15 protein-coding genes and 1 riboswitch are annotated in these 16,132 nt (G+C 35.0%); of the genes, 7 read left to right on the plus strand and 8 right to left on the minus strand.

What is annotated here, in order from left to right:
- The first annotated feature begins 20 nt into the window (after nucleotides 1-20).
- On the plus strand, nucleotides 21-1,565 hold the full coding sequence (locus ACQQ6V_RS06560) for a serine hydrolase (protein WP_448844749.1): 1,545 nt from the start codon (nucleotides 21-23) through the stop codon (nucleotides 1,563-1,565).
- Nucleotides 1,566-1,734: 169 nt separating this feature from the next.
- Here ACQQ6V_RS06560 and ACQQ6V_RS06565 read toward each other — a convergent pair whose 3' ends face one another.
- A complete protein-coding gene (locus ACQQ6V_RS06565; protein WP_448844750.1) occupies nucleotides 1,735-2,601 on the minus strand; it encodes a DUF808 domain-containing protein in 867 nt (288 codons plus the stop codon).
- 537 nt (nucleotides 2,602-3,138) lie between these two features.
- Between ACQQ6V_RS06565 and ACQQ6V_RS06570 the strand changes: the two genes are divergently transcribed.
- Entirely contained in the window at nucleotides 3,139-4,299 is a 1,161-nt protein-coding gene (locus ACQQ6V_RS06570; protein ID WP_448844751.1) for an MFS transporter, read from the plus strand.
- Between the two features lie 132 nt (nucleotides 4,300-4,431).
- Here ACQQ6V_RS06570 and ACQQ6V_RS06575 read toward each other — a convergent pair whose 3' ends face one another.
- Nucleotides 4,432-4,821 carry an acyl-CoA thioesterase gene (locus ACQQ6V_RS06575; RefSeq protein WP_448844752.1) on the minus strand — a complete coding sequence of 130 codons (390 nt, stop codon included), beginning with the start codon at nucleotides 4,819-4,821 and terminating at the stop codon, nucleotides 4,432-4,434.
- 76 nt (nucleotides 4,822-4,897) lie between these two features.
- Nucleotides 4,898-4,987, minus strand: a riboswitch (adenosylcobalamin-variant (AdoCbl-variant) riboswitch).
- A 382-nt stretch (nucleotides 4,988-5,369) separates the two neighbouring features.
- Here ACQQ6V_RS06575 and hutU point away from each other — a divergent pair.
- Nucleotides 5,370-7,355 (plus strand): urocanate hydratase, encoded by a 1,986-nt coding sequence (gene hutU / locus ACQQ6V_RS06580; RefSeq protein WP_448844753.1) that lies wholly within the window; start codon nucleotides 5,370-5,372, stop codon nucleotides 7,353-7,355.
- A gap of 144 nt (nucleotides 7,356-7,499) precedes the next feature.
- On the opposite strand, the gene ACQQ6V_RS06585 is transcribed toward hutU, so the two are convergent.
- From ACQQ6V_RS06585 to ACQQ6V_RS06595, 3 genes are all read right to left on the minus strand, one after another.
- Nucleotides 7,500-7,922, minus strand: coding sequence for an endonuclease domain-containing protein (locus ACQQ6V_RS06585; RefSeq protein ID WP_448844754.1), 423 nt, complete (start codon nucleotides 7,920-7,922; stop codon nucleotides 7,500-7,502).
- Nucleotides 7,923-8,231: 309 nt separating this feature from the next.
- Complete coding sequence (locus ACQQ6V_RS06590; RefSeq protein WP_448844755.1) at nucleotides 8,232-8,510, minus strand: hypothetical protein; 279 nt, start codon at nucleotides 8,508-8,510, stop codon at nucleotides 8,232-8,234.
- Nucleotides 8,511-8,536: 26 nt separating this feature from the next.
- Nucleotides 8,537-8,725, minus strand: coding sequence for a hypothetical protein (locus ACQQ6V_RS06595; RefSeq protein ID WP_448844756.1), 189 nt, complete (start codon nucleotides 8,723-8,725; stop codon nucleotides 8,537-8,539).
- 601 nt (nucleotides 8,726-9,326) lie between these two features.
- On the opposite strand from ACQQ6V_RS06595, the gene ACQQ6V_RS06600 reads away from it, so the two are divergent.
- Nucleotides 9,327-10,025 (plus strand): DUF6261 family protein, encoded by a 699-nt coding sequence (locus ACQQ6V_RS06600; protein WP_448844757.1) that lies wholly within the window; start codon nucleotides 9,327-9,329, stop codon nucleotides 10,023-10,025.
- Nucleotides 10,026-10,190: 165 nt separating this feature from the next.
- A complete protein-coding gene (locus ACQQ6V_RS06605) occupies nucleotides 10,191-10,958 on the plus strand; it encodes an NAD(P)-binding domain-containing protein (RefSeq protein ID WP_448844758.1) in 768 nt (255 codons plus the stop codon).
- Nucleotides 10,959-11,105: 147 nt separating this feature from the next.
- Here the strand turns inward: ACQQ6V_RS06605 and ACQQ6V_RS06610 are convergent, their stop codons facing one another.
- Nucleotides 11,106-11,603, minus strand: coding sequence for a cupin domain-containing protein (locus ACQQ6V_RS06610; protein WP_448844759.1), 498 nt, complete (start codon nucleotides 11,601-11,603; stop codon nucleotides 11,106-11,108).
- Between the two features lie 308 nt (nucleotides 11,604-11,911).
- Nucleotides 11,912-13,081 carry a proline dehydrogenase family protein gene (locus ACQQ6V_RS06615; RefSeq protein ID WP_448844760.1) on the minus strand — a complete coding sequence of 390 codons (1,170 nt, stop codon included), beginning with the start codon at nucleotides 13,079-13,081 and terminating at the stop codon, nucleotides 11,912-11,914.
- Between the two features lie 304 nt (nucleotides 13,082-13,385).
- Here ACQQ6V_RS06615 and aroB point away from each other — a divergent pair, with 304 nt between their 5' ends.
- Both aroB and ACQQ6V_RS06625 read left to right on the plus strand, forming a co-directional pair.
- A complete protein-coding gene (gene aroB / locus ACQQ6V_RS06620) occupies nucleotides 13,386-14,432 on the plus strand; it encodes a 3-dehydroquinate synthase (RefSeq protein WP_448844761.1) in 1,047 nt (348 codons plus the stop codon).
- 215 nt (nucleotides 14,433-14,647) lie between these two features.
- Nucleotides 14,648-15,277, plus strand: coding sequence for a porin family protein (locus tag ACQQ6V_RS06625; protein ID WP_448844762.1), 630 nt, complete (start codon nucleotides 14,648-14,650; stop codon nucleotides 15,275-15,277).
- 88 nt (nucleotides 15,278-15,365) lie between these two features.
- Here ACQQ6V_RS06625 and ACQQ6V_RS06630 read toward each other — a convergent pair whose 3' ends face one another.
- On the minus strand, nucleotides 15,366-16,130 hold the full coding sequence (locus tag ACQQ6V_RS06630; RefSeq protein WP_448844763.1) for a T9SS type A sorting domain-containing protein: 765 nt from the start codon (nucleotides 16,128-16,130) through the stop codon (nucleotides 15,366-15,368).
- Nucleotides 16,131-16,132 lie beyond the last annotated feature (2 nt).

Raw genomic sequence — 16,132 nt, forward strand, 5'->3', positions numbered from 1 at the left:
AATAAATAATATATTGAAGTATGAAGACACAATTTTCTGTTCTTTTACTGGCTTTTTCCACTGCTGTTTTTGCGCAGATTCCAGAAAAAAAGCTGGATGACCTTATTCAGAATACCATCAAAACTTTTGACGTTCCTGGGATGTCAGTCGGCATTGTAAAAGATGGACAAGTTATTTATTCTAAAGGATTTGGGGTAAGATCTCTTAAAAATAAACAATCCATGGATGCTAATACCTTGGTGGGTATTGCTTCTAATTCTAAAGGCTTTACGGCAACTGCATTAGCAATATTAGCGGATGAAGGCAAATTAAACTGGAATGATAAAGTTTCAAAATTTATCCCAGAATTCCAGATGTATGACGCTTATGTTTCTCAAGAAGTGACGGTAAAAGATCTTATTACGCATCGTGCTGGATTAGGATTAGGACAAGGTGACTTGATGTTTTTCCCAGAAGGAGGAAGTCTAAGCGTTAATGATATTGTACACAATGTCAGATATCTTAAGCCGGAGAATCCTTTCCGTACTAATTTGGACTATAATAACATCATGTTTATCGTAGCTGGAGAAGTCATCCATCGTATTTCTGGACTGTCTTGGGCAGATTTTATCGAGCAACGTATTATGAAACCTGTTGGGATGACAGCAAGTTTTGGATCTTATAATCGTGCTAAAAATTCTAATAATATTATTGATGCTCATGCTCCAGTTGATGGCAAAGCGATTGCTGTACCACATGATTGGAACGAGACTGCCAACGCTGCGGGCGGTATTATGAGCAATATTACGGATATGACAACATGGGCTAATTTTCTGATGAATGGTTTTGTAACCAAAGATGGAAAACGCCTTGTTTCTGAGAAAAATGCTCATGAGCTTTGGTCATTACAAATGCCTGACAAAGTAGCGATCAAAAATCCTTATGATACTAAGTTTTACGGATATGGACTAGGTTGGTTTGTGAGCGACGTCAAAGGTCATCAGCAGATCCAACATAGCGGTGGATTAATTGGCACAGTGACGCATTTTACTTTGATTCCGGATCTTAAGTTAGGGATTGTGGTGTTGACTAATCAACAAAGTGGCATGGCTTTTACTACGATTACCAATTCTGTTAAAGACAGCTATCTTGGGATTGAAGATCGTAATTGGTTGAAAACTTTTGGCGAAAGAAATGTTAAAAATGAAGAACGTTTTAACAAAGAGAAAAAAGAAGTTTATGATAAAGTTGCGCAAGCTCAGAAAAGCTCTAATACTTTAGCTAAAGCAGAGCAATTTGTCGGCGTTTATAAAGATGCTTGGTTTGGTGATGTAGAAGTTAAACAAGAAGGAAAAATCTTTAGAATCTATTGTAAAAATTCACCAAGATTGAAAGGCGAAGTCTTACCTTATAATTACAATACATTTGTGATAAAATGGGATGATAGAAGCTATGATGCTGATGCGTTTTTAACATTTACTTTTGATGAAAACGGAAAAGCCCTTTCTGCAAAAATGAAAGCTATTTCTAATGTTACAGATTTCAGTTTTGATTTTGATGATTTAGATCTTCAGAAAGTTAAATAATAGTTTCAGATTAATTTTAGTCTAAAATAAAACCATAACACAAAGGCACTGGATTGTTTTAATTGACAATACTTCCTGTCTTTGTGTTATTTTTTTACAATCATCTTTAATGTATTATTAGATAGAATAATTACACTATTCTGACTCTAATCTTGATTATATAATGTCTCTAAGCCTTTACTTTTTTTAATATTAGCTTAGCGATACTTAGCATAAAAACGATTACGATACCAACTATTAATGACAACCCAAATTCTTTTATAAGCAACGGAACATTAGGTAGAATCTCATGAAAATAATGAATATTATGAATGAAAATACCACCAGAAACCAGCAATAAAGCTATAGTCCCTACAAATCCTAATATCTTAATAACAACTGGTAGAGATTGCACTAAGAAATGTCCCACTTTAGAGACCACTCCTTTATCATTAGATTTTCTGATAAGATGAAATCCTGCATCATCCATCCTTACAATTAATGCAACTATACCGTAAACGCCCACTGTTGCAAGAATAGCTACAATTGCTACGGTTATGATTTGGATTAACAAACTCTGATCTAAAACACTTCCCAACGCAATTATTACGATTTCTATCGACAAGATAAAATCTGTTGTTATAGCAGATCTTACTTTAAGTTTTTCTGCAGAACTATCATTTTGTGTTCTCTCCTCGATAACTTCTTGCCCTTTCTTCGGACGATGAAAAATATATTCTATAATTTTTTCAACGCCTTCATAAGCCAGGTAGCATCCACCCAAAATTAATATATACTGTATCGCAATCGGGAAAAATGCATTAAGCAACAACGCAATAGGTACAATTATCAGTTTATTAATGAAAGATCCCTTGGTAATTGCCCATAATACAGGTAGCTCACGAGAAGATAAAAATCCTGTTGCTTTTTCTGCATTAACCGCTAAGTCATCACCCAAAATACCAGCTGTTTTAGAGGCTGCAACTTTACTTGTAACAGCTACATCATCCATTAATGCAGCGATATCGTCTAAAATTGCAAATATACCAGATGCCATATATCTATTTTATTTTTAGGTGTAAAAGTATTAATTTTCAACAAATATAAATTCTAAACAAGAAAAATATTTTCAATCAAATTCTCATTGTAATCATTGATATTATTTTTTTTAATTCTCAATGATACCTAAATAACCGAATATACTGATTAGCTAATCCTTACAATATTATCTACAAAATAAAACGTCTAACATATCACATTATTACAGCCTATTTATGATAACACTAAGCCATTAATAACAGTATAAGAATAATTAATGATGCTAGAAAAGCAATCACAATTTTCGTTCATTCTAAAAAAAAATAGTAATTACAATCAATACTGAATTTATATTTCAGAACTTTGTGCACAATTAAAACCTCACTAATCAACAGCAATCTTACGATATACTTTGGATAAAATAGTTGATGATATATCACAAAACCTTAATCAAAACTTATCGGTTGCTTATATACAATACGCTTACTTTAGCCTAAAAAATAATTTATAATAAGATAAAACTTTACAAGAAGCGTCTTCTTTACTTTTAAAAAATATGTTAGATAAAAGAATCATACCCTTAGCTATTGGTGGACTAGGAATAGGCACTACAGAATTCACCATTATGGGATTACTCCCCGATATGGCAAAAACACTCCACATCACTATCCCAGAAGCTGGACATCTTATTTCCGCTTACGCTATGGGTGTAGTTATTGGAGCTCCTCTATTAATAGCAGCTTCTGTAAAACATCCTCCAAAAAAAGTATTAATGATCTTGATGATTATTTTTACAATTTTCAATTTTTTATCAGCGATTGTTCCTGATTATAATTCTATGTTAATCATTAGATTTTTATCGGGATTACCACATGGTGCTTTTTTTGGGGTAGGTACTGTTGTGGCAACACGATTAGCTCCTCCAAGCAAGAAGGCATTATATATATCCTTAATGTTCACTGGGCTTACCATTGCTAACCTCGCTATGGTACCATTGGTTACCTATATTGGTCATATCTATCATTGGCGCTGGTATTTTGCAATTGTTGGTGTGATAGGTATTATTACGATTTTATCCATACGTCTGTGGCTTCCTAATCTGGAAAATCAAAACAAAACAAATTTCTTAACAGAACTGAAATTTTTAAAAAATAAAGAATCATGGTATGTCCTAACCATTACTGCAATTGGCTTTGGAGGACTATTCACATGGTTCAGCTATATTGCTCCTTTAATGACACAAGTCTCCGGAATTCAAGAAAGTAACATGGCTTATATCATGATTCTTGCTGGTGCTGGGATGGTCGTTGGTAATCTAGCAGGTGGATACATTACAGATAAAATGGGTGCGCCAAAAACAGCCATAATCTTATTATTTACAATGATGCTGTTATTATTAGCCGTTTTCTTATTAGCAGAATACACTATTATTTCTTTGATTTTAACCTTTTTGTGTGGTGCATTGTCAATGTCTATAGCGGCACCTCTCAATATTATGATTATGAAATCAGCTCCAGGAGCAGAAATGATGGCAGCAGCCTTTATGCAAGCTGGATTTAATATCGCCAATGCATTGGGAGCTTTACTAGGAGGCATACCTTTAATCTACGGACTCTCCTACGCCTACCCTTCATTAATAGGTGTTGGGATGACATTTTTAGGATTATTATTTGCCTTACAATACTTTAACTTATATGCTAAAAAAGACAATAAATAAGCTCAACAAAGGTCAATAACAATCACAATAAAACAAAAATGGTTACCGAATAATCGATAACCATTTTTTTATGATTAATACTTTTCAAATATTAAAAGTGTACTTATAATTATACCTCAAGAATCCGTACAATTAATTCTGAAAAATCTTCTGTGGCTTTTTATCTTCATCTATGGCAACCAGAGTAAAATCTCCAGACACCGCTTTTTCTCTAGTTTCGGCGTACATTTCTTCTACAAAAATCTCTACATTTACCTTTAGGCTAGAGTTGCCCACATACTTTACTTTCCCAATAAGCTCTACCAAAGTATCTGCAGGGATTGGTTTTTTAAAATCAATGCGATCACAGCTCACCGTTACAAATGATTTTCTCGCAAATCTAGTCGCAGTCATAAAAGCCACTTCATCCATCATCTCCATTACTTTACCGCCAAACATCGTGTTATGGTGATTAGTTGTGTTAGGAAAAACCACTTTAAAAACGTGGGTTTGAGATTCTTTAATTTTGTCTTCGTAATTCATTTCCTTTTTTTAGAATTAAACAGTTAAACGATTGAAATGAATAGAAATCCGTTTCGTTTTCTACTTCAAATCGCGAAAGATTTTGGGGATCCGACTTTGCCAATTAACATAACGGTTGCGCGACAGCTCGTGAGTTACACACGATTCACCCATTTTTTTTAATGCTGCAAAGATATATCTTAGAAACATCAATCAAAAATTTTTGTAGATCAGAATTTAATATTCGAAAAGTTAAACCCAATCACCACTCCTATTCTTCTCTCTTGATGGGATGGCGGAAAAAAGTTTTCAGAATAACCAATGTTGATGTTAAACATAATCTTTCGATAAGCATGAAGGATTTATAAAATTTTGTGATTTCTCATTATCAATATTAACCATCCTGAATTTCAATATTATAAATTCCAAAGACCACATCTCCAATGGAGGGAATTTTATCCCCTTTCACTACGCTATATTTCTTAAAATTGAATATCTTTAAAGCATTAAATTCATTAATATAAATCTTGTCCTTTAGCCTAAGCAAAGGATTAAAACAAAATAATAAAATGACTTTTCAAGAGCAAATACAACAAGGCATTCCCACCGAATTACCTCAGCCAAAACCATACGATATCAATATTAATCACGCACCAAAACGCAAAGAAATCTTAACGGATGAAGAGAAAAAACTCGCTCTTAAAAACGCTTTACGTTATTTCGAACCTGAGTTTCATGCAGAATTGTTGCCGGAATTTAAGGAAGAATTAGAGAAATATGGTAGAATATACATGTATCGTTTTCGTCCGGATTATGAAATGAAAGCGAGAGATATCGCAGAATATCCGGGAAAATCTGAGCAGGCAAAAGCCATTATGCTGATGATTCAGAACAATCTAGATTATGCTGTGGCTCAACATCCGCATGAGCTCATTACTTACGGTGGAAACGGTGCAGTGTTCAGCAATTGGGCGCAGTATCTTCTAACGATGAAATATCTGTCTGAGATGACGAACGAGCAAACGTTGACAATGTATTCTGGTCATCCGATGGGATTGTTTCCTTCGCACAAAGATGCGCCAAGAGTTGTAGTGACCAATGGAATGATGATCCCTAATTATTCCAAACCTGATGATTGGGAGAAGTTCAATGCGTTGGGCGTTACGCAATATGGGCAGATGACGGCAGGCAGCTATATGTACATCGGTCCGCAGGGAATTGTGCATGGAACAACTATTACCGTTTTGAATGCATTCAGAAAGATTAATAAAGAGCCCAAAGGTAGATTATTTGTCACGTCAGGATTGGGCGGAATGTCGGGCGCGCAGCCAAAAGCGGGTAATATTGCAGGTTGCGTGACAGTGATTGCAGAAGTTAATCCCAAGATTACCAAAATCCGTCACGATCAAAAATGGGTGAATGAGATTCACGAAAATCTTGATGAATTGGTACAAAGAGTCAGAAATGCGCAAGAAAATAAAGAAACCATTTCTCTCGCCTACTTAGGAAATATCGTGGATGTTTGGGAGAAATTTGATTCAGAAAACCTAAGAATAGACATTGGATCAGACCAGACGTCCCTTCATAATCCTTGGGCGGGCGGTTATTATCCTGTTGGGATTTCGTTTGAAGAATCCAATACCATGATGGCAGAAAATCCTGAATTATTCAAAGAAAAAGTACAGGAAACTTTACGAAGACACGCTGCTGCTATTAATAAGCACACCGAAAAAGGAACCTATTTCTTCGATTATGGCAATGCCTTTTTGTTGGAAGCATCCAGAGCTGGCGCGGATGTCATGTCTAGCAATCCGACTTTGGGAAGAGAGTTCAAATTTCCTTCTTATGTGCAGGATATTATGGGGCCGATGTGTTTTGATTATGGTTTCGGGCCGTTCCGTTGGGTTTGCACCAGTGGAAAGCCAGAAGATTTACAGAAAACAGATGATATCGCTTGCCGAGTTTTAGAAAAAATGATTAGCCAATCGCCATCAGAAATCCAACAGCAGATGCAGGATAATATCACGTGGATTAAAGGTGCGCAAAAGAACAAATTGGTCGTAGGCTCACAAGCCAGAATCCTATATGCCGATGCAGAAGGCCGAATGAAAATCGCTGAAGCCTTCAATAAAGCTATCAAAAATGGAGAGATTGGTGCTGTTGTTTTGGGAAGAGATCATCACGATGTTTCGGGGACGGATTCTCCATACAGAGAGACCTCCAATATCTACGATGGCTCGCGCTTTACGGCAGATATGGCAATCCAGAATGTGATTGGCGACAGTTTCCGTGGGGCAACTTGGGTGAGCATCCACAATGGTGGCGGCGTTGGCTGGGGCGAAGTCATCAACGGTGGTTTCGGGATGTTATTGGATGGCAGCGATGATGCCGACAGAAGACTGAAATCTATGCTCTTCTGGGACGTCAACAACGGCATATCCCGCAGAAGCTGGGCAAGAAATGAAGGTGCTGTTTTCGCCATCAAACGCGCTATGGAAGCTGAACCAAACCTGAAAGTAACCTTGCCAAATTTTGTGGATGAAAGTTTGTTTTAAAATTCCCCTCCTTTGGAGGGGTGGCAAAATTTGATAAAATTTTGACGGGGTGGTTTACAATCGATAATATGGGGTAGTTTACAATCTATAATCGTATTTCAATTAAAGTAATTCTTATATCCTGTTTCAAAGAAAAATCTTTATCTAAGAACTATAATGTTGAATAATATAATTCTCTAAATCTTTCATTGCTAAAGAGAGATTCTGTTTTACATCCCAATCAGAAATTTTAAAAACTTTTAGACCCAGGCTTTCCAGATACTTTGTTCTTTCCAAATCATAATCCTTTTTAAAATCGTGGCTTGCACCATCAATTTCAACAACCAGACCTAATGTTTTCACATAAAAATCAACAATATAATTGCCGATAATTCTCTGTCTGTCAAAATCAATATTATGAAAAGTTCGACTTCTGACCTGTTTCCAAAACAAGACTTCTGAGAGAATTCCTAATTTCCGCTTTTCCTTTGCTAAAGTTTTAAGATGAGGATTGTAAGGAAGGTTTTCAACAAAATTGCGGTAAATCACAATCCCGTCTATCTGTGTTAGCATCTGTTTTTCTGACATTGGTCTGTAGTTTTAAACTAATTTAAGATTTTTGATGGGAATGAAAAAGTATAATGACCACCCCGTCAAAAATTCCTTGAATTTTTGCCACCCCTCCAAAGGAGGGGAATCCTAGTCCTTGCCGTGATATCTCGACTTACTTGTAAACGTGCTATTGAATCTTTTTAGATATAAGAAAACCTGCTGTAAGGCAGGTTTTTATCTTTTTATTGTATCTTAATATTGTATGTCACGAATTACAAATCCGCGAAATCGTTTTTAATATAAATTACTAAATAAGAAAATTCACAAGGTTCGGTTTTCTCATTTTTAATTTAATCCAATTTTTTCTCTAATAAAATGTGGTAATTTCATAACCCACCAGTTATTATCTAATTTATCCAAATTTAATGTTCTTTGCTTATCGCCTACCATAGAAAATACTTTTAAATTTTCTTGTAAAGATTTTGTCACGAAATATAAATTTGTAAGATCAAATTCATTATTCAATGGGTATAAATCTTTATCGTGTTCATACAGATAATCTCCATTTTGTAAGTTTAAGTTCATCAAACGAAAATCATCAACTCTTTTAAATTCTAATTCCATTTTCTCAATATTAAAGTTAGTATTTTTTACTTTTCTAAGATAAAAGTTAATGAATACATATATGTAGTAGATGATGCCAATGTAATTGGCACTACCTCTTTTACTTTATATCCATCTTCTAAATAAGTATTTAATTGTGGATACTCTTTTTCAGTAAATTTTGCTTCTTTATCGATGATGTTCGTGTGTGTTGTAACTGTAATTACTTTTTGCATATTAATAAAATTTAGTTGTTATTAAACGTTATCAACACAACTACAATACCTTTTATAAACTTTTCTCGTTTTTATCTAATTAATTTTAAAATTGTGACATTACTACCGATATTATTCACAAAAAATCATTTTATAAATAATTTAAATGACAAAATTACATAAGCCATCTATCATTGATACAATTTAGAAAACAAAGGTTAGTCGTATTCTTCACTCCCCTGCTGGTACGAGCATCTTGCTCGTACCCATTATTTAGTATGAGAGTTAATACAATAATTCCAAATATAAAAAACCTTATTCGTAACAAAATACGGTTTTCCATAACCACACTATTTTAGAAAATCTCTCCTACCCTTAAAACAAACCATCTGCGCTTGCAAAACATCGCAATCACCTATAAAACAAACCTCCTGCAACTGCATTTTATTTAAAACAGGCTTGTTTGTAATGTCCTGCAATTGCAGGAAGTCTCCCACAAGTTGCGGGAGATCTTTTGCAGTTGTATTTTATTTCCCGCAAAATGTTTTTAACTAAATGCAGAATTATTTATATTTGTTTTCATTGATTCATATACATTTAATAAATAAAACACATTTACATTATGAAAATTTCATTAGCACGCCTTAGTACAAAAGATTTGGCAACTTTGGCTCAGAGAATTATCGCCAACATCCAATCTGGGAAATATCCCGTAATTGCCAACCACCCGCTCACCACTGCACTGCAAAATTCTTACGCTGAGTATGACAAGGTCTACACCAAGCAAAGCTACAGCGGCAAAGGCGAAGATGTTGCCACAGCAGACCGCGATCGGGATCTCGCCTATGCCAGCCTGAAAAACTTCTTGAGTGGCTATCGTCAACTATCATCTGCGCCCAACCATCAGGCGGCGGCAGATCTGTATCTGATTTTCAAGACCTATGGACTGGGTATAGACCGTCTAAGCTACTCCTCACAAACGGCACAGCTGAAAAAGCTGATAGAGGAGCTAGACTTACCCGCTAACAAACAAAAAATAACGAACCTCTCCCTAGATGCCGCTGTAGCAGAGCTGAAAGCGAAACATACCGCCTTCGAAACCCTATTTGCCACACAGGCAGAAGCTAATGCCGACCTTAGAAACATGACCAGCGCAACTGCCATACGCAAGGATCTGGAGAGAAACCTGAAAACCTATCTCAACCTCCTGATAGCGATGAAAGACATCTCCGGCTGGGAACTATTATACAAAGACACCAATGAGCTAGTGAAAGCAGCAAAAAATTCAGTAATCAAACCTAAGACAGACAAACCTGCATAGAGAATTAGAGCCCAATATTGTCATTCTGTAAGAACCTAAACAACATAAAAGATTCCTCCGGAAATCAAATGTTCGGCAAAGTCATTGACAAACTGTGTAGAAATAAAATGATATTTTTGAATTTCAGAAATATCATGCTTTAAAAGCGATTAATACATATTAAAAATGAAAAAACTAGGAATAATAGGCTGTGGCTGGCTCGGGACTCACATTGCAGAGCACCTGCAAAACCAATATGAGATTTTTGTAACGACCACAACGCCAAGTAAAGTAGAAAACTTGAGTGCAAAAGGCTATCACACAACTCTAGTCAGTTTCCCAGAAACCCTAGATCGTGATATGAAAGCTTGGGATGTAGCTTCGCAACTTGATGCAATCATCATCAGTGTTCCGTTTTCGGGGATACGAGGTGCACAGATTTCTATGACAGACAAACGTGAAAATCTATTGAACTTTCTTGGCGATTATAAAGGACAGATTTTTCTGATGAGCTCCACCGGCGTTTATCCTGATATTCAAAGGGATTTTAAGGAAGAAAATCAGAAAGAAGAAAGTGTAGAAAGTGAAAATTTTATTTTGGAGAAATTCCCACAAGCTAATATCTTAAGATTGGCAGGATTGATGGGTGGTCAGAGACTTTTGAAGAATTATAATATCTCTGGTCTTGATCAATTAGTAAATCATATTCATTATGCGGATATCTGTTCTGTCATCGAAAAAATGTTGAATAATCATTCTGAATCTAAAGTTTATAATATTGTGGCGCCAATACATCCAAGCAAAGAGGAAGTCATCAATGCACAGAAAGATTTGCCTTTTACTGTTGCGAGAACATTAGTTGGCAGAACTATTTCTCCAGAAAAATTAATCAAAGATTTAGATTTTGAATTTCAATATCCAGATCCACGCTATTTTCATATTAATAAAAGTTAGGAGAATTTAATTCAGTTTTAATTTTAAAATCAGAACTAAAAATAATGTTTTTAAATAAAAAATGCCGCCCATTGGAGATATTAATCCATTGGCGGCATCTTAATAAATGTTATTTTTTTGAATATTTTATAGCGAATAATCGGATTATTAATCTCTCCCGAAATCATCTTGTACTCTCACAATATCAGTCTCATCAGAAGGATAATTAGCATCAGTATGTTGCCATATTTCTGCCACAACTCCCCAAGTATCCAATCCTATGAGGCGGTGTCTTTCTCCCTGCTTAAGCTTTATTTGATCATTTGGCTGATATTCTTTCAGTAAGCCTTCTTCATCTGTATTACTTCTTTTTACCCCAACAATACCTTCTACAACTTGCCATATCTCTGCTCTCCTATCATGGTATTGCCAGCTTAATCTAGTATTAGGTGCAACGATTAGAATTTTAGGACTTAGCTTTCCTCCTATTCTTAGGTTTTCTACATCATGTCCATCAAAGTATTGATCTGCAAATTTCTGTGCCTGATCTTCGTCTAGTACAAAAAAACCGCCCCACGGCCTCGAGTCATCTTTTACTGCAATAGTAAAACCTTGTTCTGCAAGTGTTTTTTCTATTTTATCGAAGATTTCTTTTTTATCTGTCATTATAAGTGATTTATTATTTTATGCTGAAATTAATTTTATATTAAACTTAAGAGAAAGACATAATCCGGTCACCTCACCCTCTATTTTAGTTAGATTTACCATTCCTTTTAAAGTATAAAAAAAACACCATCAAAATTGGCGACTGGAAAAATCTTTGCTATTTAGTAAATTTTATTTATTAAATCTCTATAATATCTAAAAATAATAAAAAAGTTACACTGAAAGACTTTTCTACCTATACGGTTTCAAAATTTCTCAATATAACTTTTTAGCCCACATAGCCTGTGAGGTAGTATAAAAAACTTTACTTAAGCTTGTTTTCTTCTTTTAAGTTCTTTTTCGATGAGACCTAGCTCTCGTCCTGTTTGTCCAGCAACAGAAGTATTTTCTTGCGCTCTTCTTGTTAGATAAGGCACAACATCTTTTAGTGGTCCGTAAGGTAAATACTTAGCAACATTATAACCTTTGTCTGCTAAATAATAAGAAATATTATCACTCATCCCGTACAATTGTCCAAAATGAATGTGTCGGTTATCTTGCTCTAGACCATTAGCTTTCATCTTATCCATGATTAACTCGGTAGATTTTTCGTTATGCGTCCCGAAGAATGCAGAAACTTTATCTAGATGATTCATCACAAAATCTATCCCCGCATTATAATTAACATCCGATGCTTCTTTGTTAGGCTGGATTGGATCGGCATAGTTCTTTTCTGATGCTCTAGCACGCTCCTTCTCCATATAGGCACCTCTTACAATCTTATAACCTATAAAATAATTTTTCTCTCTGGCACGAGTAAGATGTGCCTCCATGTACTCTAGTCGGCCAGTTCTGTACATCTGGATGGTGTTCCACACGATAGGTTTCTCACGATTGTACTTCTCCATCATCTCCTCGCAAAGTTGATCTGCAGCATCTTGCATCCAAGTTTCCTCTGCGTCTACCATTACTTTCTTGTCACTTTCGTAACATAGTTTACAAACTTCATCAAAACGTTGTACTACTCTCGCCCATTCTTCTTTTTGGCTTGTGGTTAATTCAACACCTTTTCCTACTTCTTCATAGATCTCTATCCTACCAAAAGCAGTTGGCTTAAATACGACAAACGGAATTGCTGGATTGCCAACCGAAAATCTAACAATATCTTTAATCTCTTTAGCAAGTGCATCAAAAGTAGATTCTTCGCTTTTACCTTCTATGGAATAATCGAAAATACTTCCTATTCTATGTTTGAAAAGTGTCTTAACAACAGCCATACTTTCTTCTCTGGTCTCTCCTCCACAAAACTGCTCAAACAAAGTTTTCTTCACAATGCTATCCACAAACGGAAAATTATGCTTAACCGTAAAATTAAGCATGGAAACGCCCACTTTAGTTAGGCTAGGATTTTCTATTCCTTTGAACATCCAAAAGGCTTTTCTTAGCTGTGCATCGGTCTTATCTGCGAACGCTAACTTTGTATCATTAAAAATACTCATTTCAAAAATTTAGGTGTTCAAAATTAACCATTTTTGAGAAGATGCAAAACGATTTGACTTGAGTTTTCTCATCTTTCTACAATTGATACCAGTAGACTATTGTAACCGCTTCTGGGTAAGGGATATGCAGGGCAGCGAGGCACGAGCTGGTCTGGCAAAACGCAGTTGCCAGACCGCAGCGAAGCGTAGCCCGAAGAAGCCCGACCTTGTTATAGCCTAAGAAAAGCTGAGGGAATAACAAGGTTACCCCATAAAAAAGATTGAAATTAAATTAAAATCCTCTAATTTTGTTGAAAATTATGTTATGATAAAGCTTCTGGACCAGGATTTCACAGCGATTAATGCTTATATCGAAGATTGCAAACCCACTAAAATTTATATTTTGGCGGACGAGAATACCCACGAACATTGTCTTCCAATATTGTTGGGGAATCTAGAAATAAATGTTCCTTTTGAGATTATAGAAGTAGAATCTGGTGAAGAAAATAAAACCATAGAAACAGCAGTACAACTATGGGAAATCCTCGCAGAAATGGAAGCTGACAGAAAATCTCTTCTTATAAATGTTGGTGGTGGTGTGATTACTGATATGGGCGGTTTTGTAGCTTCTACTTATAAGCGTGGTATCAAATTTATTAATGTACCAACCTCTTTATTAGGAATGTGCGATGCTTCTATTGGCGGAAAAACAGGTATAGATCACAGTTATCTCAAAAATATTATCGGGACTTTTACAGAGCCAGAGCAGATCTTTGTCTATCCTAATTATCTTAAAACTCTTGATTACATCCAACTGAGAAGTGGCTTTGCAGAAATGCTAAAACACGCACTTATTGCCAGCGAAAGTCATTGGAAAGACCTAACTTCTATCGCAGAATTAACAGCGGAAAGTGTAGCGCCTTACATTGCTAATAGTATGCAAATAAAACAAGATGTTGTAGAAAAAGATTTCCGGGAGTTGGATGTTAGAAAAACTCTGAACTTTGGTCATACCATTGGTCATGGTGTAGAAAGTCTTTTCTTACAACAAGGCAATCTTATTCCGCATGGTGAAGCGGTTGCGCTAGGAATGATCTGCGAAACGCATTTGGCACTTCTAGCACATCTTATAACAATTGACAAAACAACGGAGATTATCCAACAGATTAGAAAATATTTCCCTTATATTAATATTGACCATTTTACCAATGACGATATTATTAATATGATGTATCACGATAAAAAAAATACGGACGGCTACATTAGCTTTTCTCTAATCGACGATATTGGACATTGTCTATACGACCAAAAAGTGAGTATTGAGCAGATTATATTAACACTTGATTTCTATAGAAGCTTGAAAAACCAATAAAAACAAATCAAATTTTACTATTAAAAAAATATTTTTTACAAAATTGTAAAAAAGCTTATAATATATTAATATTCAATATTTTAAAATAAAAAATTTAACATAAAAAAAGCCTTATTTACGTAACTAAATAAGGCTTTTTTATTTTTTTGGCAAAGTATTTGAAAGTAACATCTGCGTAAAACAAATTAAAAAATTGAAACTTAAAATTTAATATTATGAAAAAGTTATTTGTAGGATTAGCAGTTGTAGTAGGATCAATGTCATTTGCACAACAATTTGGTATTAAGGCAGGAGCAAATATCTCTTCAATCTCTAAAGATGGATACGATGATGCAAAATCAAAAGTTGGTTTTTATGGTGGTCTTTTTATGAATGCGCCATTGTCAGAGCAATTTAGTATCCAGCCAGAGGTTTTATATAGCCAGATGGGTGCTGATATTAAGGAGTCTTATAATTTTGCAGGCAATACAATTTCTTCTAATGGTAAAAGAAATCTAGATTATATCACTGTACCTGTAATGTTCCAATTTAAGGCTACGCCACAGTTTTATATTGAAGCAGGACCAGAATTTGGTTTCCTCGTGAGCGCTAAGCAAAAAGGAGAATTCAAGGTGAATAACACTACGTTATCTAGCAGTTCTGAAGATGTAAAAGATCAATACAATAATTTTAATATGGGAGCTGCACTAGGTTTAGGATTTGATATTACTAAGAACTTTGGTATCAACGCTAGATATATCGCTGGCTTTACAGATATTAATAAAGATGGTAAAACATCACTTAATAACTCTGATAACAAGAACAGAAACAACAATTTCCAAGTTGGAGTAGGTTACAAATTCTAATTGATTTTTTATAATCATATTATTTAACCCAAAGAAAAGGCCGAGAATTAGTTTTCTCGGCCTTTTTGATTTTCTAGATTATAGCAGACTATTTCTTAATAATCTTAGAAGATTGTTGCTTCCCTTCTTTATCTATTATTGTAACGATATAGTTAGCTGATTTCAAATCACTAACATCCACTTTATTTTCTGATAGCTTTATAGTTTTGATCTGACGTCCCGACAAATCAGAAATAATAGCTTGCTCTACAGAATGATCATGATCTATGTAAAGAATATCTTTAACCGGATTGGGATGAATACTTAGTTTTGACTTAGCAATATCAGCAGTCGCTAATGTGGCTTGAGCAAACTTAAAATCATCTAAAATCAAATAAAAATCACCATCTGCTTTTTGATTTCCTGTAACTCTGAATTTAAATTTAGATCCTTTGGGTACAGCACCTTCCGGGATTTTAATAGAGTAAGTTCTACAAGCGAATATCTCGGTCAAATCTACCTTAGAAGCCTGCGTATAAGTAACACCATCATCTTTAGAATATTCTACAACCATTTCTCCAGAAACTTTTTTGTTTAATTCTAAAGCATAATTAAAAGTTCTGTAACTGAAAGAAACACCTATTGCCGCACCAGAAGAATTAGACGAAGAATATGTCGTTGACCCAGTCGTTACCGATGGATAAAGATTTCTTATAAGTGCATAATCTCCCTGACATACCGAAGTGGTTTTACTTCTAAAAAAACCTATATTAGAAAATCCTCCATTATTAACTTCAAAACTTTCGTTATAGTTAATCTGAGCAAAAGACACAGCAGAAACCGCTAATGATAGCGTAATTAAGATTTTTTTCATTA

The organism is Chryseobacterium electrogenes, from assembly GCF_053553015.1.

Bases quoted from the DNA above. Each gene is read 5' to 3' on its own strand.
- ACQQ6V_RS06560 (WP_448844749.1), top strand. From the start codon at position 21: ATGAAGACACAATTTTCTGTTCTTTTACTGGCTTTTTCCACTGCTGTT.
- ACQQ6V_RS06565 (WP_448844750.1), bottom strand. From the start codon at position 2,601: ATGGCATCTGGTATATTTGCAATTTTAGACGATATCGCTGCATTAATG.
- ACQQ6V_RS06570 (WP_448844751.1), top strand. From the start codon at position 3,139: ATGTTAGATAAAAGAATCATACCCTTAGCTATTGGTGGACTAGGAATA.
- ACQQ6V_RS06575 (WP_448844752.1), bottom strand. From the start codon at position 4,821: ATGAATTACGAAGACAAAATTAAAGAATCTCAAACCCACGTTTTTAAA.
- hutU (WP_448844753.1), top strand. From the start codon at position 5,370: ATGACTTTTCAAGAGCAAATACAACAAGGCATTCCCACCGAATTACCT.
- ACQQ6V_RS06585 (WP_448844754.1), bottom strand. From the start codon at position 7,922: ATGTCAGAAAAACAGATGCTAACACAGATAGACGGGATTGTGATTTAC.
- ACQQ6V_RS06590 (WP_448844755.1), bottom strand. From the start codon at position 8,510: ATGGAATTAGAATTTAAAAGAGTTGATGATTTTCGTTTGATGAACTTA.
- ACQQ6V_RS06595 (WP_448844756.1), bottom strand. From the start codon at position 8,725: ATGCAAAAAGTAATTACAGTTACAACACACACGAACATCATCGATAAA.
- ACQQ6V_RS06600 (WP_448844757.1), top strand. From the start codon at position 9,327: ATGAAAATTTCATTAGCACGCCTTAGTACAAAAGATTTGGCAACTTTG.
- ACQQ6V_RS06605 (WP_448844758.1), top strand. From the start codon at position 10,191: ATGAAAAAACTAGGAATAATAGGCTGTGGCTGGCTCGGGACTCACATT.
- ACQQ6V_RS06610 (WP_448844759.1), bottom strand. From the start codon at position 11,603: ATGACAGATAAAAAAGAAATCTTCGATAAAATAGAAAAAACACTTGCA.
- ACQQ6V_RS06615 (WP_448844760.1), bottom strand. From the start codon at position 13,081: ATGAGTATTTTTAATGATACAAAGTTAGCGTTCGCAGATAAGACCGAT.
- aroB (WP_448844761.1), top strand. From the start codon at position 13,386: ATGATAAAGCTTCTGGACCAGGATTTCACAGCGATTAATGCTTATATC.
- ACQQ6V_RS06625 (WP_448844762.1), top strand. From the start codon at position 14,648: ATGAAAAAGTTATTTGTAGGATTAGCAGTTGTAGTAGGATCAATGTCA.
- ACQQ6V_RS06630 (WP_448844763.1), bottom strand. From the start codon at position 16,130: ATGAAAAAAATCTTAATTACGCTATCATTAGCGGTTTCTGCTGTGTCT.